At 68.3% G+C, this 19,386-nt stretch carries 16 protein-coding genes; 5 read left to right on the top strand and 11 right to left on the bottom strand.

Going from position 1 to position 19,386, the window contains the following annotated elements:
* Positions 1–75: 75 nt before the first annotated feature.
* A complete protein-coding gene (locus FQ377_RS05020; protein WP_148600173.1) occupies positions 76–2,457 on the bottom strand; it encodes an ATP-binding cassette domain-containing protein in 2,382 nt (793 codons plus the stop codon).
* Between the two features lie 121 nt (positions 2,458–2,578).
* Here FQ377_RS05020 and FQ377_RS05015 point away from each other — a divergent pair, with 121 nt between their 5' ends.
* Positions 2,579–3,229: a peptide deformylase gene (locus tag FQ377_RS05015; RefSeq protein ID WP_148600172.1), complete on the top strand. Its 651-nt coding sequence runs from the start codon at positions 2,579–2,581 to the stop codon at positions 3,227–3,229.
* Between the two features lie 23 nt (positions 3,230–3,252).
* On the opposite strand, the gene FQ377_RS05010 is transcribed toward FQ377_RS05015, so the two are convergent.
* Positions 3,253–5,304, bottom strand: coding sequence for a S9 family peptidase (locus FQ377_RS05010; RefSeq protein ID WP_148600171.1), 2,052 nt, complete (start codon positions 5,302–5,304; stop codon positions 3,253–3,255).
* Positions 5,305–5,372: 68 nt separating this feature from the next.
* Here FQ377_RS05010 and FQ377_RS05005 point away from each other — a divergent pair, with 68 nt between their 5' ends.
* From FQ377_RS05005 to FQ377_RS04990, 4 genes are all read left to right on the top strand, one after another.
* Positions 5,373–6,245, top strand: coding sequence for a putative RNA methyltransferase (locus tag FQ377_RS05005; RefSeq protein ID WP_148600170.1), 873 nt, complete (start codon positions 5,373–5,375; stop codon positions 6,243–6,245).
* Positions 6,246–6,349: 104 nt separating this feature from the next.
* A complete protein-coding gene (locus tag FQ377_RS05000) occupies positions 6,350–6,832 on the top strand; it encodes an NfeD family protein (RefSeq protein WP_148600169.1) in 483 nt (160 codons plus the stop codon).
* 67 nt (positions 6,833–6,899) lie between these two features.
* Positions 6,900–7,832, top strand: coding sequence for an SPFH domain-containing protein (locus tag FQ377_RS04995; RefSeq protein ID WP_148600168.1), 933 nt, complete (start codon positions 6,900–6,902; stop codon positions 7,830–7,832).
* A gap of 265 nt (positions 7,833–8,097) precedes the next feature.
* Complete coding sequence (locus FQ377_RS04990; protein ID WP_148600167.1) at positions 8,098–8,445, top strand: RNA polymerase-binding protein RbpA; 348 nt, start codon at positions 8,098–8,100, stop codon at positions 8,443–8,445.
* 92 nt (positions 8,446–8,537) lie between these two features.
* Here the strand turns inward: FQ377_RS04990 and FQ377_RS04985 are convergent, their stop codons facing one another.
* The 9 genes from FQ377_RS04985 to FQ377_RS04945 all read right to left on the bottom strand — a co-directional run bounded on the left by FQ377_RS04985 (position 8,538) and on the right by FQ377_RS04945 (position 19,367).
* Entirely contained in the window at positions 8,538–9,266 is a 729-nt protein-coding gene (locus FQ377_RS04985; protein ID WP_148600166.1) for a polyprenol monophosphomannose synthase, read from the bottom strand.
* Between the two features lie 424 nt (positions 9,267–9,690).
* A complete protein-coding gene (locus tag FQ377_RS04980) occupies positions 9,691–11,331 on the bottom strand; it encodes an amidohydrolase (protein WP_148600165.1) in 1,641 nt (546 codons plus the stop codon).
* A gap of 42 nt (positions 11,332–11,373) precedes the next feature.
* Entirely contained in the window at positions 11,374–14,196 is a 2,823-nt protein-coding gene (locus FQ377_RS04975) for a DEAD/DEAH box helicase (RefSeq protein ID WP_148600164.1), read from the bottom strand.
* A 56-nt stretch (positions 14,197–14,252) separates the two neighbouring features.
* Positions 14,253–15,038: a twin-arginine translocase subunit TatC gene (gene tatC, locus FQ377_RS04970; protein WP_148600526.1), complete on the bottom strand. Its 786-nt coding sequence runs from the start codon at positions 15,036–15,038 to the stop codon at positions 14,253–14,255.
* Between the two features lie 69 nt (positions 15,039–15,107).
* Complete coding sequence (gene tatA, locus FQ377_RS04965) at positions 15,108–15,461, bottom strand: Sec-independent protein translocase subunit TatA (protein ID WP_148600163.1); 354 nt, start codon at positions 15,459–15,461, stop codon at positions 15,108–15,110.
* 34 nt (positions 15,462–15,495) lie between these two features.
* The gene (locus tag FQ377_RS04960) at positions 15,496–15,846 is read right to left on the bottom strand and encodes a hypothetical protein (RefSeq protein WP_148600162.1); all 351 of its coding nucleotides are present in this window, start codon (positions 15,844–15,846) and stop codon (positions 15,496–15,498) included.
* 9 nt (positions 15,847–15,855) lie between these two features.
* Complete coding sequence (locus FQ377_RS04955; RefSeq protein ID WP_148600161.1) at positions 15,856–17,844, bottom strand: helix-turn-helix transcriptional regulator; 1,989 nt, start codon at positions 17,842–17,844, stop codon at positions 15,856–15,858.
* A gap of 115 nt (positions 17,845–17,959) precedes the next feature.
* Complete coding sequence (locus tag FQ377_RS04950; RefSeq protein WP_148600160.1) at positions 17,960–18,355, bottom strand: FKBP-type peptidyl-prolyl cis-trans isomerase; 396 nt, start codon at positions 18,353–18,355, stop codon at positions 17,960–17,962.
* Positions 18,356–18,398: 43 nt separating this feature from the next.
* On the bottom strand, positions 18,399–19,367 hold the full coding sequence (locus FQ377_RS04945) for an FKBP-type peptidyl-prolyl cis-trans isomerase (protein WP_148600159.1): 969 nt from the start codon (positions 19,365–19,367) through the stop codon (positions 18,399–18,401).
* Positions 19,368–19,386 lie beyond the last annotated feature (19 nt).

The following is a 19,386-nucleotide window of genomic DNA, read 5'->3' as shown; positions in this document are numbered from 1 at the left end:
GGCGATCAACCCAGAAGCGCGAAAGGGGATGACCATCGGCTCTCTGGTCCAGTCACACATCGATCACCGGCCGGCTCAGGCGCCGACGTACCCCGCCAGATGCCGACCGGTCAGCGTCGCCCGCGTCGCTACGAGATCGGCCGGTGATCCTTCGAACACGATCCTGCCGCCGTCGTGCCCGGCGCCCGGTCCGAGGTCTATGATCCAGTCCGCGTGTGCCATGACGGCCTGGTGGTGCTCGACGACGATCACCGAGGTGCCGGTGTCGACCAGTCGGTCCAGCAGACCGAGCAGATTCTCGACATCGGCCAGGTGCAGGCCGGCGGTCGGCTCGTCGAGCACGAGGACACCTCCCTCGTCGCCCATGCGGGTGGCGAGCTTCAGGCGCTGGCGTTCGCCGCCGGACAGGGTTGTCAGGGGCTGCCCGAGACTCAGGTATCCGAGCCCGACGTCGGCCAGCCGGCCCAGGATCGCGGCTGCGGCGGACACCCTCGACTGCCCTTCCGCGAAGAAGATCGCGGCGTCGCTGACGGGCAGGGCCAGGACCTCGCTGATGTCGAGACCGCCGAGGGTGTACTCGAGCACCTCCGCCATGAAGCGTCGGCCGCCGCAGACCTCGCACGTGGTCGCGACACCGGCCATCATCGCCAGGTCGGTGAAGATCACGCCGGCACCGTTGCACGTGGGGCACGCACCCGCGGAGTTCGCGCTGAACAGCGCGGGCTTGACCCCGTTGGCCTTCGCGAAGGCTTTCCGGATCGGCTCCAGCATGCCGGTGTAGGTCGCCGGATTGCTCCGCCGCGAGCCCTTGATGGCCGTCTGGTCGACCGCGACGACGCCGTCCCTGCCGGAGACCGAGCCGTGGATCAGCGAACTCTTGCCGGAGCCGGCCACGCCGGTCACGACGCACAGCACGCCCAGCGGGATGTCGACGTCGACATCCCGCACATTGTGCGCGGTGGCCCCCCGGATCTCCAGGACGCCGCGTGGTGTCCGTAGCGATTCCTTGAGCGCGGCGCGGTCGTCGAGATGCCTGCCCGTGAGTGTTCCACTGCGACGCAACTCCTCGACCGAACCCTCGAAGCACACCGAGCCGCCCGCGCCGCCTGCACCCGGGCCGAGATCGACCACGTGGTCGGCCATCGCGATCAGCTCCGGCTTGTGCTCGACCACAAGGACGGTGTTGCCCTTGTCCCGCAGCCTGAGCAGCAGCGAGTTCATGCGTTCGATGTCGTGCGGGTGTAGGCCGATGGTGGGTTCGTCGAAGACATAGGTGACGTCCGTCAGGGACGAGCCGAGATGCCGGATCATCTTGGTGCGCTGGGACTCCCCACCGGACAGGCTGCCGGAGGGTCGGTCCAGACTGAGATACCCGAGGCCGATGTCCACGAAGGACCCGAGTGTCTCCCCCAGCGCTGCGAGCACCGGCGCCATGGTCGGCTCGTCGAGCCCGCGTACCCAGCCGGCGAGATCGCTGATCTGCATCCTGCAGGCATCGGCGATGCTCACGCCGTCGATTCTGGAGGACCGGGCCGCCTCGCTCAGCCGGGTACCGTCGCAGTCCGGGCAGGGTGTGAAGGTGATGGCGCGGTCCACGAAAGCACGGATGTGCGGCTGCATCGCCTCGCGGTCCTTGGTGAGCATCGACTTCTGCAGCTTCGGGATGAGCCCCTCGTAGGTGATGTTGATGCCATCCACCTTGATCCTGGTCGGCTCCCGGTGGAGCAGGTCGTGCAGCTGGCCCTCCGAGAACTGCTCGATGGGCGTGTCGGCATCGAAGAAGCCGCAGCCACCGAAGATGCGCCCGTACCAGCCGTCCATGCTGTATCCGGGGATGGTGAGCGCTGCCCCGTTGAGCGATTTCGTGGCGTCGTAGAGTTGCGTCAGATCGATGTCCGTCACGGATCCCGTGCCCTCGCAGCGCGGACACATGCCGCCGGTGATCGTGAAGCTGCGACGTTCCTTGACGGTCGTGTCACCGCGCTCGAAGGTCACCGAACCGGCGCCGCTGATCGAGGCGACATTGAACGAGTACGCCTGCGGGGACCCGACGTGGGGCTGCCCGAGACGGGAGAAGACGATCCTCAGCATCGCGTTCACGTCGGTCGCCGTGCCGACGGTGGAACGAGGATTGGCGCCCATGCGCTCCTGGTCCACGATGATCGCCGTCGTGAGTCCCTCGAGGAGATCGACCTCCGGCCGGGCCAGCGTGGGCATGAAGCCCTGCTGGAAAGCGCTGTAGGTCTCGTTGATCATGCGCTGCGATTCGGCGGCGATGGTGTCGAAGACCAGAGAGCTCTTCCCCGACCCCGAGACGCCCGTGAAGACCGAGAGCCGACGCTTCGGGATGTCGATGGTGACATCCTTGAGGTTGTTCTCCCGCGCGCCCCGAACCCGGATCAGGTCGTGCGTGTCCGCTGCGTGTCCCGCCTGAGCCGCGGTTCCGGTCATTGTCATGTGCGTTCAGCCTCCAACAGCCAGGTGAGTGTCGCCGTCCCGCTCGTCCGATTCTCCGCCGCCGGACCCCGCCCGGCAATGGGCGTGCCTGACCTGTCCTGCCCCGTGATTGGCTGGAGCAATGAGAACCGCCTCCGAGAATCTGCCGGACACCACCACGCGTGAGGAGCTCGCGGCTCTCGTGGCGGCCGTCCTCGCGGTGGACCTGCCACCTATTGTCCGGGCAGGCCATCCCGTCCTGCGACGCAGGGCGCAGAACGTCGCCGGCCGGCTCGACGACGCCACCCTCGCCCGGCTCGTCACCACCCTGCGGGCCGCGATGCATGCGGCCCCGGGGGTGGGGCTGGCGGCGCCGCAGCTCGGCATACCCCTCCGGCTCGCCGTGCTCGAGGACAGCGGCGTGCGGGACGTGGACATCGCCACGGCCCGCTCACGGACTCCCCTGCCGTTCACGGTCGTCGTCGATCCGAGCTACGAGCCCACGGACGACAGGCTCGAGGCGTTCTACGAGGGCTGCCTGTCGGTTCCCGGCTACCAGGCCGTCGTCGAACGTCACCGGAGCATCACCGCCACCTACACGGCTCCTGATGGCACCATGGTCAGGACGGTGCTCGAGGGGTGGCCGGCCCGCATCTTCCAGCACGAGACCGACCACCTCGACGGGCGGCTCTACCTGGACCGGGCCATTCTCAGATCCCTCACCGCCGACGGGGAACGGGACCGGTGGAATCAACCCTCGATCGACGCCGCCCGGCGCGGACTGGGTTTCTGACCCCGCCGGGCGGCTCGCAGGCCCTATCGTGCGTCGGAGCGATCCTTGTCCGCGGGGTTGGCATCCGTCGGAAGATACGTGGACCACCAGCGCAGGATGTGCTCGAACCGCTGCCGGCGGTGCCAGGGTGAGCCGGACCGTGAGAGTTCGTGGGTCTCTCCCGGGAAGACGAGCAGTTGCGTCTCCACACCCTGCTTCTTCAGGGCGGTGTAGTACCGCTGTGCCTGCTCGATCGGGCAGCGCAGATCCTCCTCGGAGTGCACCACGAAGGCCGGTGTGCGGACCTCCCCGATCTTCGCGAAGGGGTTCTGCTCCTCCACGCGTGCCGGATCGGTTCCGGTATACCCCTCGGAGAAGAACCACCCGATGTCGGACGAGCCGACGAACGACGGTGGGTCGAGGTAGCCGCGTTCCACGATCGCGGCGCGGAACCGATGATCGTTGGCGATCGTCCACGCCGTCAGATACCCGCCGTAGGACCCGCCCATGACCCCGAGCCGTTCGTGGTCCATGGACCCGAACTCGGCGAGCGCGCCCTCGAGATAGGCGAGGACGTCGTCGAGGTCCACCGTGCCCATCGCCTCCTTGATCACCCGGCCGTGTGCCTGGCCGTACCCTGCCGCCCCGCGGGGATTGCAGAGCAGCACGGCGTACCCGGCAGCCGCGTAGACCTGTGCCTCGTCGAAGTATCCCCATCCGTACTGAGCGAAAGGCCCGCCGTGGATGACGAGGAGGACAGGGTGCGGGCCCTGTCCCTCGGGCAGCACCACCCATCCGTGGACCGGCGTCCCGTCCGGCGCGGGGTACGAGCGTTCCTGCGGCTCGCCCACGCGGGTGTGCCGACGCAGCGGCGCGGAGAAGTCGGTGAGCACATGGAGGGAGCCGTGCTCGACGACAGCGGCATCGCCCGCGGTCGACGGGTCGGTGAAGGACACGACCACGGTCCCCTCCGACGTCGCGGCCCCCGTGACCACGGTGGGGCCCTCAACGAGGGTCTCCGACTTCCCCGTGGCCCCCACACGCAGCAGCTCGCCAGAGCCGCGCGCGCGGTTGACCACGAGGACCGTGTCCGGGCCGTCCGGGACGATCTCCTGGACATCGCCGATGTCGACGGTCTCGGGGTCGCTGAGACGCGTGACCGAAGCGGGATCGTCGGTGCGCATGACGTACAGGGCGGTGTTCCGGGCGACGAAGTCGAGGCCCGTGGGCGAGAGATCGGAGGCGAGGAAGAACAGCCATGCGCCGTCCCTGCTGGGCTGAGCCGCACCGCACCCCAGCAGGGTGTCCCCCGCCAGATTCGTGAGCTGTCGGGGAGCACCGCCGTCGAGCGCCATCGAGTGGAGGTCGGAGACGAGCGTGGTGTCTGCGTCGGGCCCCAGGGAGGCGGTGAAGACGATGCGCTGCCCGTCCGCGGCGAAGACCGGCTCCAGGTGGTCCGCGTCCGCCGAGGTCAGCCGGCGAGCCCTTTGCACGCCGTCGTGCTCCCCGTTGTCGGCGGCGCCCTGCTGCCTGTCCTGCGCGGCGCGGCCCACGGCCTCGATGAACGGTTCGGCGTCGAGATCGGGAACGTCCACGCAGAACAGCTGCGAGCGCTTGTCCGTGGTGTACCCGAGGCCGTTCATCCGGTACTTGTTCTGCGTGATGAGCCGGGCGTCCTCCAGCCCCGGAGTGACACCGTCCACCGTTCCGTAGCGGCCGGGTTCGGGCACGCGGGCGGCGAAGACGATCAGCGTCGAGTCCGGGGAGATGGCGAACTGTCCGACGCCGAGCGGCTGGTCCGTCACCTGTACCGGTTCGCCCCCGCTCGCCCGAGCGGCGAACAGCTGCGGCTTCCCCCCGGCGGCGGCGCGGAGGAAGAGCAGCACCGAACCATCGGGCGAGTACCGGGGGTCCGTGTCCCGGAAACCACGCGTGAGGCGGCGCCGCCCGCCGTCGAGCGTGATCTCCCAGAGCTGGCCCACGTAGGAGTCGGCGCGGAAGTCGGGGCGCGTCGCGGCCACGACAAGACGGGATCCGTCGGGGTGGAGGGCTGGTGCGCCGAGCGTTGTCAGAAGATCGATCTGGTCTGGTTTCACTCTCCTGATCAGACCGGAAACAGTAGCCTGAGTCAACGGTACGGCGGATGTTTCTCTAGGCTGGGGTCATGTCCGCCCTGCCTGACTCCCTGCTGATCTGCCCTGTCTGCGGTGAGTCCCTGACCGATGGTGACCGCATGCTCGCGTGTCGGCGGGGCCACCGCTATGACATGGCCCGCCAGGGCTATGTCAATCTGCTCACCGGCAAGGGGTCTCCTTTCGCGGGCGACACCGCCGGGATGGTCGACGCACGGGAGTCCTTCCTCCGTGCGGGCCACTACGAGCCACTGCGCTCCGCCCTCGTCGCGGCCGCACGAACACACGTGCCCTCCCCCAGCGTCATCCTCGACGCCGGGGCGGGGACCGGGTACTACCTCGAGGGCGTCGTCGAAGCCTGGCCCACGGCGTTCCCGGTGGCGCTCGACATCTCGAAGACAGCCCTCCGCCGGGCCGCCCGCGCGCTTCCCGGCGGGATCAGCGTCGTGTGGGACCTCTGGCGGTCACTGCCGCTGTCCGACGCCTCCGTGGACCTCCTCCTGAATGTCTTCGCGCCGCGGAACCCCGCAGAGTTCTCCCGGGTACTCGCTCCGGGCGGCTGCGCGGTGGTCGTCACGCCGCGTCCGGGCCATCTCGCGGGGCTGGAGCTCGTGGGCCCGCTCCTCGCGGTCCCGGACCAGAAGGCCGACGACGTCGTGGCGGCGTTCGAGGGCCTCCTGACCGAGGTCCACCGGGAGGACCTCGACTACGTGATGATCCTGCCGCGGGATCTGGCCCGCTCGGCGCTGGCGATGGGTCCCGCGGCCCACCACGCGCCGGCCACTGCAGCGGACGGACCCGACACCGCGCTCCGGGTGTGGGCGCGCTTCACCGTCCAGGTCCTGGCCCGGGAGCACGTGCGTCACTCGTCGTGGACTCCGGCGGAGCAGGGCACGGAACAGTAACGAGGACCCCGCAGCGATGCGGTGCCCTAGGTAATGTCGGAGGCCTTTGCGATGATGGTCACAGGGCCGCGCTCCACGCGGTGCCGGATCAAGGGGTGTGCACCATGGAATGGTTGCTCGACAACGGATGGATCATCTGGCTGATCCTGTTCCTGGGGCTCGCCGCGGTGGAAACCATCACGCTGGATCTGTTCTTCATCATGCTCTCGGTCGGAGCTCTGGGCGGTCTCGTCGCGGCTCTGACGGGAGTCGGAGCCGTCCTCCAGATCGTCGTCTTCGCCGTGGTGTCCCTGCTGATGATCCTGCTTGTACGTCCCGTGGCGGTACGACACCTGAGGAAGGGCCCGGCGGACCAGCTCGACAACATGGACCGGCTGATCGGGGCCACAGCGCTCGCCCTCGAGCCGGTGACGAGCCTCTCCGGAACGGTCAAGATCGGCGGAGACACCTGGACGGCGCGCTCGGCCGACGGTGTCCCGCTTCCCGCCGGGGCGCGGGTGTCGGTGGCACGGATCGACGGCGCCACGGCCGTCGTCGAACCGGCCCTGTCCGGACCGGACGGCCCACCGCCGATCGTGCACGACTAGATCAGCACCACCACCTCCGAGCCATCCTGCGTCCCGCCGGGGTGCATCACCACAACCAAGGGGATCTATGAACGGCACACCCGGAACGATCGGACTCACACTGGTCCTGGTCGTCCTCATCATTTTTGTTCTCGTCGTCCTGGTGAAGTCGGTCCGGATCATCCCGCAGGCACGCGCCGGCGTGGTCGAGCGGCTCGGCAAGTACCAGCGCACCCTCAACCCGGGTCTGACCATCCTGATCCCGTTCGTCGACCGGCTCCTGCCCATCCTCGATCTCCGTGAGCAGGTGGTCTCCTTCCCTCCGCAGCCGGTGATCACCGAGGACAACCTCGTGGTCTCGATCGACACCGTCGTGTACTTCCAGGTCACCGATGCCAGGGCAGCGACCTACGAGATCGCCAACTACATCCAGGCGGTCGAGCAACTGACCACGACCACCCTGAGGAACGTGGTCGGCGGGCTGAACCTCGAGCAGGCCCTGACCTCCCGTGATCAGATCAACGGTCAATTGCGCGGCGTGCTCGATGAGGCGACCGGCCGCTGGGGTATCCGCGTGGGTCGGGTGGAGCTCAAGGCCATCGATCCACCGCTGTCCATCCAGGACTCCATGGAGAAGCAGATGCGTGCCGAGCGTGACCGCCGTGCGGCCATCCTCACCGCCGAGGGCACCAAGCAGTCGCAGATCCTGACCGCCGAGGGCCAGCGCCAGGCGGCCATCCTGGCGGCGGAGGGAGACGCGAAAGCCGCGATCCTCCGGGCCGACGGTGAGGCCCAGGCCATCCACAAGGTCTTCGACGCCATCCACAAGGGCAATCCGACGCAGAAGCTGCTTGCCTACCAGTACCTCCAGACCCTCCCGAAGCTCGCCGACGGTTCCTCCAACAAGCTCTGGATCATCCCGAGTGAGGTCGGCGACGCGCTGAAGGGCATCGGCAACATGCTGGGCACCACGACTCCGGACTCGCCTGCCGACGGACCGGAGTTCACCAGCCAAAACTGATCGGTTCCCGACAGGCGTGGCCGTCATCGCTCGGAGGTGGCGGCCACGCCTGTATACTTAGGTGTTTATCCGTGCACCGGCCCCCAGTCGGAACATCGTCCGCCCGCCCGGTGTTATGCAGACACAGCGCTGCAGAGACAGTTACGCAGGCATACCCCTGGACGGTGCCGTGCCCAGTAGGCGCAGTCCTGGTGATTGCGAGCGGTGAAGGACAGCAAAGACGGCCGGCCGAAACCCGGGCGGCCACAGTGAGTAGGAGAAGACCATGAGCGATCGCAGCCTGCGCGGCATGCGCCTCGGAGCGCAGTCGATGGAAACGGAGTCCGGCGTCGAGCCTGCTCCCCGCCAGCGGGTGGAGTACCGCTGCGCCGATGGGGAGCGTGTGTTCGTCACTTTCTCCTCGGAGGCCGATATCCCCGCGACGTGGGTGTCGAAGACCGGCAAGGAAGCACTCCTGGTCGACGGGGAGAAGCCGGACACCTCGAACGACAAGCCGGTCCGCACCCACTGGGACATGCTGCTGGAGCGCCGATCCATGGACGAACTCGAGCAGATTCTCCAGGATCGGCTGACCATCCTGCGCGAACGCCGCGGAGAGCGCCGTTCGGCCTGACACCCCCTGACAGAGATTCGTGAGGCACCCGTCGTGGCGGGTGCCTCACGTCGTTCCACCCCGGTGCCTACCGCAGCGGGCGGCTTCCTTGACTACCCGGCCGAACCGGTGAGCTTCTTCCAGCGGGCATCCAGGCCCCAGCGCGTCACATTGAGGATGGCCTCGAGCACGATGTTCCCGCTCATCTTGGAGGCCCCGAGCTCGCGTTCCACGAAGGTGATGGGCACCTCGACGATCCGCAGGCCCAACCGTGCCACCCGGAACGTCATGTCCACCTGGAAGCCGTAGCCCACGGATTCCACCGCCGAAAGATCCAGGGCCTCGAGCGTGGTGCGCCGGAAGACGCGGAAACCTGCGGTGATGTCGCGGACAGGCAGACCGAGCATGGTGCGCGAGTAGAAACTCCCGGCACGGGAGAGCAGCGTACGCCGTAGCGGCCAGTTCTCCACGCTGCCGCCCCTGACCCAGCGGCTTCCGATCACCAGGTCGGCGCCGTCGACGACGTCGAGCAGGCTCTGCAACTGTTCGGGACGATGCGACCCGTCGGCGTCCATCTCCACGAGCAGGTCGTACTCCCGCTCCATCCCCCAGCGGAAGCCCGCGATGTACGCGGCGCCCAGACCTTCCTTACCGGTCCGATGCAGCACGTGTACCTGGTCGTCGCCTGCGGCTGCGCGGTCGGCGAGGTCGCCCGTGCCGTCCGGACTGTTGTCATCCACGATCAGCACGTCGGAGGAGGGAACCGCTGCGCGAAGACGCCCGAGGGTGAGCGGTAGCGACTCGATCTCGTTGTAGGTGGGAATGATCGTGACGACTCGCACGCAGGTGGACCTTCCGTCGGTGCGCGCTCAGCGCAGGAATCGCTCCGGAGGCGGAGCCAGTGTGCCAGTATAGGCGACCGCGGGGAGGCCGCAGGCGCGCCGGGTGGGGCACCGGACAGATCCACTCATCTTCGTACCGGCGGCCGCACGCGTGCGGACACTGTTCTCTGCTGATGGGTGGACCTGCCCTGTGCATACCGACTCCACCGGTCAGGGCACCACGCGCCACCCGAGGGGGCCGATGCAGTGTGCCTGTGAAGTCCGGTCAGGTTCCCTCCGTCAGAAGGTCTTTGAACCCGTAGGGAAAAAGTTTACGTGCTGTGGAGGAGGTGTCAACGAGACCCTGACCTGCGGCGATGTGCTTCGATGCAGGTCAGAGGCACGTTGACGGGCCCTGGCGTACGGCGCCGCCGTCCGTGCTGGTCTAGGCGGCGGAGAACCCGTCGAGGTGGTAGAGACGACGCCCTTCGTGCACTGTCTCCAGGCACAGCGGAGCGTTCTCGGTGTCGAGGGCAGGCAGGAGCGGAGTGCCCGCGCGGGGGTCGGTGCTCCAGGACTGGACCCGGGTGTCGGGCGCCTGCACCATCAGTTCGTCCACTTTCCACACGGCGAACGACGCCGGTGTGCCCGGAGCCAGCTGGCCCAGCATGGGGCTGCGACCCGAGAGCCGCCAACCGGCCCGCGTGTGGGCGATGAAGGCTGCGCGACCCGAGATCCTCTCCGCCGCGGTGTTGTGGTGCAGGCAGGCCCGGACCGACGCCCATGGATCGAGCGGGGTCACGGGGCTGTCCGAGCCGAGTGCCACGAGGCCCCCCCGGGCGAGGAGCGAGGCGAAGCGATTCATCCCGGACCTCCGGACACCCAGCCGCTGGTCGTAGAGTCCGTGCGCCGTACCCCAGAGGGCGTCGAAGACCGGCTGTCCGCTGACAGCCACACCGAAGTGCACGAGCGCCGCGATGGCGTCGTCGTCCGCGAGCTCGACGTGCTCCAGCCGGTGGCGGGCGCGGCGCACCGCCTCCACGCCCGTCGCCTGCGCGGTCCGCTCGAGCGCACGGAGCACGACGTCGAGCCCGGCGTCGCCGATCACGTGGAAGCCCGCCTGGACGGTCTCGGTCGTCGCGGCGAGGAGGTGGGCTGCGACGTCCTCCTCCCCCAGATAGAGCGTGCCCCGGTTCCCGGCGTCGTCGCTGTAGTCCTCGCGCAGAGCGGCGGTCCGCGAACCGATGGATCCGTCCACGTTGAGGTCACCGGCGAGCCCGGCCAGCCTGCCGTCGAACCCCTGCATCAGCTCCCTGACCTCCGCTGCCGTCGAGGTCAGCTGCGCCCAGTACGGGATCACCTCGGGCAACGGCAGGTCCCGGTGCGGGCCGTCGAGGGAGAGCAGCACCTCCAGGTCCTCGCGGGGGGCGATGTGCGGCGCGGCCATCTCGGTGAGCGCCACGTAGCCTCGCGAGGCGGCGTGCAGCAGAGCTGCCTGCTGGTACGTACGGCGCTGGTCGGGGCTCAGGAGCCGGGTGGCCTTCCGGACGGCTTCGTGCGCCGCGCGCACCACGAAGCCGTCGTCCCAACCGTCCGTGCCGGCCAGTCCGAGCCCCGCCGCCAGTGTGCCGGAGACGACCCCCGAGTGGATATCGGCTCGGACCAGGTAGACGAGCGCGCCACCGCCGGCGCGGTCCAGCTCGGCGGCGGTGGGCACACGCTTCTCCGGCCACCTTGATTCGTCCCAGCCGTAACCGAGGATCGTCGAGGCGCCGGAGGCAGCTGCGCCGGACACGGCCGTGAGCAGCTCCTGGAGCGAGCGGCAGGCCGTGAGATCGATGGATCCGAGGGCGATGCCTGTCTCCGTGGTATGCATGTGGGCGTCGACGAAGCCCGGCGTGATCAGCGCGCCGTCCAGATCGACGGTGACCACGTCGGGACCCACAAGATTGGCGGCCGCGTGTTCGGACCCCACCCAGGCAACGGTCCCGCCGTCGACGAGCATTGCGGTGGCGAAAGGATCGGACGGGCTGTACACCGAACCATTGCGGTAGAGGATCGGCTTCGGGCGCTCAACGAGTGGCATCAGAGACTGTGCTGACTTCCTGTGGGGGGCGTGGACTGGAGATCATGCAGTGACATTCGAGTATGCCACCACCCCGCGACGGACCAGCCGGATGGCCCGCACGCAGCTCTGGTGCAGATTCCCGGGCAGATCGGGCACCTTGGCCAGTTGGTCGAGGAGGTCGATCACCTGCTTGGACCAGCGCACGAAGTCCCCGGCCGCGAGGTCCGTCCCGCTCAGGGCGGATTGCAGGGACCGGCCCTGCGCCCACTTGAACATCGGCCAGACGAGCGAGAGCTCGGGTTCTCCCGTGACCGGGAGGCGATGCTGCTCCTCGACGTCGTTCAGGCGGGACCACTGACGGATCATCGTCTCGACGGATACCTCCAGTGCGGCGCTCGGCATGACCGGGCGCATACCGCGTTCCTCCCGTTTGGCCTGGTACACGAGCACGGTGGTGACCGCGGCCAGTTCGGCGGCACTGAGCCCGCCGAACGCCCCCTCCTCGATGCTGAGTGCGATCAGGAGATCCTTCTCGCCGTAGATGCGGCGGAGCTTCTGTCCGGAGGCGCTGACCACCACGCCGTCCTCGCCGGTCTCCAGGTACCCGTAGTGCCCGAGGACCTCGGAGACGCGGTCGAAGGTCTTGGCGATTGTATTCGTGCGTCCCTTGATCTGTCCGGCGAGCTTGTCCGTCTCGCGCCGCAGCTTCCACCAGCGCTCGGCCCAGCGGGCATGCTGCTCGCGGTCGCTGCAACCGTGACACGGATGGGCGCGGAGTCGGCGGCGCAGGTCGGTGATCGCACGCTCCTCCGCGGCAGCGGAGGCGGAGTACGCGGCCGCGATACGGTCCGCGCCGGGGCGGGGCGGGCGCCTGTCGTGGAGTGCGTTGCGCAGGGAGGACGTCAGGTCGCGGCGGTCCTTGGGGCTCCGGGCGCTGAAGTTCTTCGGGATCCGGATGCGTGAGAGCACCTCGACCGGGCCGTCGAGATCCTGGGCGCCGACACGCCGTATCTGGGTCTCGAGCGTCAGGACCGTGGGTCGCGGTTCCCGGGCGGAGTCACTGTCCAGGACGACGGCGAAGCCCTGACTGCGCCCGCCCGGCACATCGATGACATCGCCCGGGCGCAGGGACTCCAGTGAGGACTCCGCGGCCGAGCGCAGCGTGCGGGACCTGTCGCGGGACGCCCTCGACTCGAGATCGGACAGTTCACGCCGCAGCTTCGAATACTCCCCGAAGTCGCCCAGATGGCAGGTCATCGACTTCTCGTACCCTCTGAGGGATTCCTCGCGGCTGCGGACCTGCTTGGCCAGGCCCACCACCGAGCGGTCCGCCTGGAACTGGGCGAAGGAGGTCTCGAGGATCTCGCGCGAGCGGGCGCGACCGAACTGGGCCACGAGGTTGATGCTCATGTTGTAGGTGGGCCGGAAGCTGGAGTTCAGCGGGTAGGTGCGCCGCGAGGCGAGACCGGCGACAGCGCCCGGGTCGGTGCCCGGTTGCCAGAGGACCACGGCATGGCCCTCGACGTCGATGCCGCGTCGTCCGGCCCGCCCCGTGAGCTGGGTGTACTCCCCTGCCGTCACGTCGACGTGTGCTTCGCCGTTGAACTTGTCCAGCTTCTCCAGCACCACGGTGCGTGCCGGCATGTTGACGCCGAGCGCCAGGGTCTCCGTAGCGAAGACCGCCTTGACCAGTCCGCCCGCGAAGAGCCGCTCCACGATCTCCTTGAAGGTAGGGAGCATGCCCGCGTGGTGGGCGGTGAACCCTCGGATCAGTCCCTCGCGCCAGGTCCAGAAACCGAGGATCTCGAGATCGTCCCGCGGGATGTCCATCGTCGCGGCGTCCACCGTCGCGCTGATGCGGTCCTGCTCCTCCTCGGTCGTCAGCCACAGTCCGGCGTGCAGGCACTGGGTGACGGCCGCCTCGCAGCCGGCCCTGGAGAAGATGAAGGTGATGGCGGGCAGCAGATCCGCCCGGTCGAGGGCACTGATCACCTGGGGTCTTGTGGCACGCCGCACCATGGTCGTGGGCGGCGGTCCGCCCCGGCCGCTGCGTGACTTCCCACGCCGTCCGTTCCCGCCCCCTGCCGAGCGCTGGTTCAGCCGGACCTCGTTGCTCGCGAGATCCAGCAGTTCCGGATTGACCTCGTACTGGTCCCGGGCTCCGGACACGGCGCCGCCCGGGGCTGCTTCGTCGAACGCGATGTCACCGGCGAACAGATCGATGAGATCGTTCCCCACCATCACGTGCTGCCACAGGGGTACCGGCCGGTGCTCGGAGACCACCACGTCCGTGTCTCCGCGGACGGTGTCCAGCCAGGCGCCGAACTCCTCCGCGTTGGAGACCGTGGCGCTGAGGGAGACCACCTTGACGTCGGTGGGCAGGTGGATGATGACCTCCTCCCATACCGCCCCGCGGAAACGATCGGCAAGATAGTGCACCTCGTCCATCACCACGTAGCCCAGCTGGTCCAATGCAGCCGAGTTGGCGTAGAGCATGTTGCGCAGGACCTCGGTGGTCATGACGATCACCTCGGCGTCGGCGTTGATGCTCGTATCACCCGTGAGCAGGCCCACGCGGTCGCCACCGTGCACGGCGGCGAGCTCGGTGTACTTCTGGTTGCTGAGTGCCTTGATCGGCGTGGTGTAGAACGCCTTGAGCCCGTGACGCAATGCCAGGAAGACGGCGAACTCCCCCACCACGGTCTTGCCGGCTCCGGTGGGAGCGGCGACGAGGACGCCGCGTCCCTCCTCGAGCGCGGTGCAGGCCTCCCGCTGGAAGGGGTCCAGGTCGAAGTCGAGCGTCTGCTCGAACTGCGAGAGCTGGGTGCGGGAGTGTTCCATGCGGGCCCTGGCTGCTGCGTATCTCTCCGCTGGGGTACTCATCTTTCCAGCCTAAGCGTTCGACGGCGGCCGGACGTGCCCGCTTCCGGCCCGTGCGCCTAGAGGGCTTCCAGTGACGACGCCGTATCGGCACCGGCTTCGACGGCAGCCTCGCGGGCGTGGGCCCGGCGTGCGCGGCGCCGGTCGTTGAGCAGGCACAGTCCGATCGCGACGAAGAACAGCAGCAGCAGCGGAACGGCGAGGTAGAACATGCTCAGGGCGTCTCCGCCCGGTGCAGCCATCGCGGCGAAGAGTGACACCAGGAAGACCGTGATGCGCCAGGCCTTGAGGATCTGCTTGCCCGAGACGAGACCCACCATGTTCAGCCCCACGAGCAGCACTGGGAGCAGGAAGGCGATCCCGAAGGCCAGCATGAGTCGCAGGACGAAGGTGAAGTACACGGAGACGTCGATGAGGTTCGAGAAGTCCTCCGGCGTGAATTCCGTCAGCACGCGGACGGCGTTCGGCAGGATCAGCCACGCCAACCCGATCCCGGCCAGGAACAGCGGCACGGCGACCGCTATGAACGCGAGGGCCGTACGACGCTCCTTGGACTTCAGCCCGGGGGTGATGAAGGCCCAGATCTGGTACAGCCACACGGGCGAGGAGATGATCACGCCGAGGAACACCGAGACCTGGATGAGCAGATCGAAGGGGGACGCCGCGGTGGCGAAGTTCAGCGACGCCGTCCGACCTTCTTTCTCGTCGATCGCGATGATCGGCGAGGCCAGGGCTCGCTGCACGGGGTTGTAGAGGAAGAAGCCGCCCACAGTACCGAGGATCACGGCGATCGCGGAGATGAAGAGGCGGTTGCGGGCTTCGCGCAGGTGCTCCTTGAGGGCCATGCGCCCCTCCGGATTGGCCTTCCTACCGCGCGTTCGCGTTTTCGCAGGTGACACGGTCGTCCTCGCCGGTTACCGGTTGGTGTGGGACGAGCCGCTCTGCTGCGCCGGACCAGGGTCGTCGCCCGCCCGATGGGGCGGCTGCCCCGTTGCTTCGTGCCCGGTGGATCCATAGCCGGTGGATCCGTGTCCCGGGTCCCGCTGGGTGGAAGCGTAGGTATCCCGGGACTGCCCGACCACGCGGCCCTCCACGGGATCCGTTCCGGTCTCGTCCGTGCCGTTCTCGTCCTTCATCTGCTTCACCTCGGACTTGAAGATCCGCAGGGACTGACCCACGCTCCGGGCGAGGCCGGGCAGTTTGGGGGCGCCGAACAGGACGATCGCCAGGACGACGATGATCACGATGTGCCAGCCTTCGAGCCTCATGCCCAGTTCCTCTCGTTGGTCACCCCAGTCTAGGTCACAGGTGGGGCATGTCCCGCAGCAGTTGCGGCTGACGGCGGCTCGCGCGCAGTTCCACACGCCTGCTGCGGCGGTCGTCGAGGCGCCGTACGGTGGCCCGCTGCCGCGCAGCGCGCACGTCCTCGGGTGCCGAGAACACGGCCGGAACACGGATGTCGGGAACTTCCGGCCTGCGCGCGGACGCGTCGTCAGCCGAGGACGCATCCACCTGCAGCCGGTCCATGGCGTCCCCGAATTCGGCGAACGTCCTCACTCCACGCCGGAAGACTCGATACCCGACCACCCCGAGGAAGATCATCCCGACGAGCACGAGGGCCACCCACAGCACGATCCACATCCACCAGAGCATGGGTCCAGTCTAGGTCAGCGCGTGGTGCGCGCGGGCCGCCTCGAGCCACCGCAGGGTCTCCTCGCGGACGGCGTTCGGGGCGCTGACCGCCGCCGATCCCCCGAGACCAGCCACGAGGCCGGGGATCCACGCACTCGAGGCCACGCGGAGGCGGGCGGCGAGGCGGTCCTCGCCCAGTTCCTGCACGGCCTCCGCGTTGTACTGCGCTGCGATCCAGCGGGCGCTCGGTTCGAGCACGAGCGTCACGGTCTGGTCCGCCTCCGCCGCGCGGTAGGGCGAGGACGTACGCCTGGTCCTGGCCAGGGACACCTCGTCGCGGCCGGCCGTGGCGGGTTCCTCGGTCAGGCGCGCACTCTGGATGCGATCGAGCCGGAAATTGCGCAGCCCGTTCGCCTCGGTGCTCCACGCCTCGAGATACCAGGTGTCCTGATGGAGGAAGATCCTGATCGGTTCGAGTAGGCGGTGCGTGATCTCGTCCCGGGTGGGAACGAAATAGTCCACAGCGATCCGGACCCCGCCCTGCAGCGCCGCCTGGAGGACCTCGAGCGTAGGGTCGAGATCGTCTTCCGTGAGCTTGGTGGCGACGGCGTTGCCGATGCGGGCCGCATCGCCGGCGGCGATCGACAGTTTCGTCTGCGCACTGACGATCGCCTCGTTGTCCCGCATCCCGGTCAGTTCCTGCAGCGCCTGCAGCCCCACGATCAGGGAGCACGCCTCGTCCATGCTCAGCTTCACCGGTTCTGCGAGATCGCGGGCGTTGCTCAGGTAGATCCGGCCGTCCTCGATATTCACGTCCATGAGAGCGTCAGGATAATGCCGGGGACCACTGACGAACAGGAGATCGAGATCCTTCGTGAGCTGGCTCTCGCTGATTTCGAATCTCCGGGCCGTCTCCCCGATCTCCGCGCCGGGGTGCGCCAGGAGATAGGGGACGAGGTCGAGCAGGCGCAGCAGATGATCCTGGGACGAGGCCTTCCGCCGCGGTGCCGGACGCACACCGTCGGTGATCTCCAGATCGCGCGGCGCTTTCCCGGCGGCCTCGTACGCGCCGTCGAGCAGGCGCGCCACCTCGGTGACCAGCTCCTGCGGCTCCTCCACCCGCGCGTTGACGCCCAGCCCGGCGATAGTGGCTGCCATCGGGCTGGAGGCGGCGTACGGGACGCGCAGCAGATCCCACTCCTGTCCGGTCCGGGTCACCTCGGTGTCCTTGCGGACGCGCAGGACCTGGCAGGAGCCGGGACGAACGGCGACGACGGCGGTCCGGTCCGGTTCGGTACGCGAGAGCGAGGAGAGCGTCCTGTTCATGTCGAAGGAGGCGGGGACCTCGAAAGTGCCTCCGAGCACCACCGGCTCACCGGTCATACGGGAGAGCCTGAAGAAGCGCTCGGCCTCCCGGGTGGTGTCATACCCCACGACGTACCAGTGGCCGAACCGTGCCCCCATGCCCCACGGGTGGATGGTGCGGACCTCCTCGCGCCCTGTACTGGCGGCCCGGTAGGGGAAGCGCAGCGGGCTCCGCGACGTGAGCGCCTGCCAGACGATGTCCCAGTACGGGGCGTCGGTGGTGATCCGCGGCTGGATGAGCGGAGTGAGCTCGACGTCGCCGTCGGTACTGCGCGAACTGAGCTTCCTCAGCGCCCGCGACGCGGCCGAGTCGAGTGATCCCTGGTCCCAGACACCGGCGGCCAGATTGAGGACGGCGTATTCCTCGGGCAGGAAGCTCACACCTCCCAGCCGGTAGTCCTCGGCGTTGATCCGGTAGCGCTGCACGGTGTTGTCGTTGTCGAACATGGCGTCCTCGCTGAACGACTCCAGCGGGATGCCCTGCTCACGCAGGGCGGCCTTGTCCCGGTCGAAGAGCTTCTCACGCGCGGCGCTCGACGTCGCCTCGCGGTACAGGTCGATCTCGGAGAACAGGTCCTCCTTGGTGAACCCGCGGCGGCTCGACAGGAGCATGATCACGAGCGTGAGGAGACGCTCGGTACGTTTTGCGGACACGGTGAAACCCTACCTTCGTGGCACTGGCGCAGGGGACGCCCGCCGGCGCCGGCCGGCCTGCGTCCCCTGCGGACAAAGCTGCGGCGCCCGGATCTGCGGGCCCCGGAGGATGCTGCTAGCGGACACCCAGCAGATCGACGACGAAGATCAGCGCCTCGTCGGGTCCGATGGCCGAGCCTGCACCGCCGGAGCCGTAGGCCAGGCGGGACGGGATCTCGAGTCGTCGCCGCCCGCCCACCTTCATGCCGAGCAGACCCTGGTCCCAGCCCTCGATGACCTGCCCTGCCCCGACCTTGAAGTCGAGCGGTGCACCGCGGTTCCAGGAGGCGTCGAACTCCTCTCCGGTGGAGAATGCCACTCCCACGTAGTGTGCGGAGACGGTGTTGCCGGCCTTCGCCTCTTCACCGGTGCCGGGAATGAGGTCCTCGACGAGGAGCTCGGTGGGCGCTCCGTGGTCGGGGAAGTCGATCTCCGGCTTCTCGCGGTCGAGCTTGCGCTGTCCGAAGGACATGATGGTTTCTCCTAGCGTTCGATGGGTGCGTGGCTGCTGCGGACTATTCCGCGGAGTCCTTGCCGACGAGCTCGACGAAGAACACGAGAGTCCCTTCAGGACTCCCCTGCCCCGCCTCGGGATAGGCCCAGGGCTCGGGGATGACCAGCATGACCTTCGAGCCGACCTTCTGGCCGGCCAGACCCTTCGTCCAGCCCTGGATCACGTTGCTGAGGGGGAAGGTGGCGGGCTCGCCGCGGTCGAAGCTCGAGTCGAACTTCTCGCCGTCGCTGTAGGTCCAGCCGGTGTAGTTGGCGGTGATCGTGTCCGCCTCAGTGACGGTCTCGCCGTCGCCCTCCTCGAGAACCTTGACCACGAGGTCGTCGGAGGGCTCGTTGTCGGGGATGCTGACCGCGGGCGCGCCGTCGTCGTCGAAGGTGAACGTGGGCAGTTGTCCGTCGTCGTCGAGCTTCTGCACGCCCTCGGGCGAAAGGATCTCCGGCTCGGGCGGGGGCGGCGGAAGCTCTTCGGAGGAGATGATCCGGAACACGATCAGCTGCTGTGGTGTTGCGGGTTGCCCCTCCGCGGCTGCGTCGACCGGTCTGGTGTAGGCCACCTGCGCGCCGACCTTCGTACCGACGAGGACGTCGTACAGTTCGGCGTCCTGTTCCTTGAGGGTGTCGTCGACCGGCAGGGGCTGCGGCTCGCCGCGGCTGTAGGTGTCGCCGAGCACTTCGCCGTCCTCGGCGTTGAGCGAGATCAGCTGGTAGGTCACACGCTCACCGGCCTGCACCTCGTCGCCGTCGCCCTCGACGACCGTCTTCGCCGCCACGCCCGTGATGTCGAGCGGCGGGTCGAACTCCACCGTCGGGGGTTCCTCGTCCGATCCCCCGCTCACGGTCACCGAGTCGAGGATCTCGGTGGCACCCGCGGCGTTCCCGGCGGATCCCCCCATCACGTCGTCCGTCGTCATTCCGCCGCACGCGGTCAGCGTGAGCAGCAGCGGAAGCAGGATTGCAAGTACTTTTCGCACAGAACCACTTTCGAGTCGA

Source organism: Arthrobacter echini (assembly GCF_008107445.1).
GTDB classification, from domain to species: domain Bacteria; phylum Actinomycetota; class Actinomycetes; order Actinomycetales; family Micrococcaceae; genus Arthrobacter_D; species Arthrobacter_D echini_A.
The sequence above is the reverse complement of the archived record's forward strand: the minus strand, read 5'-3'. Positions and strand labels throughout refer to the sequence as shown.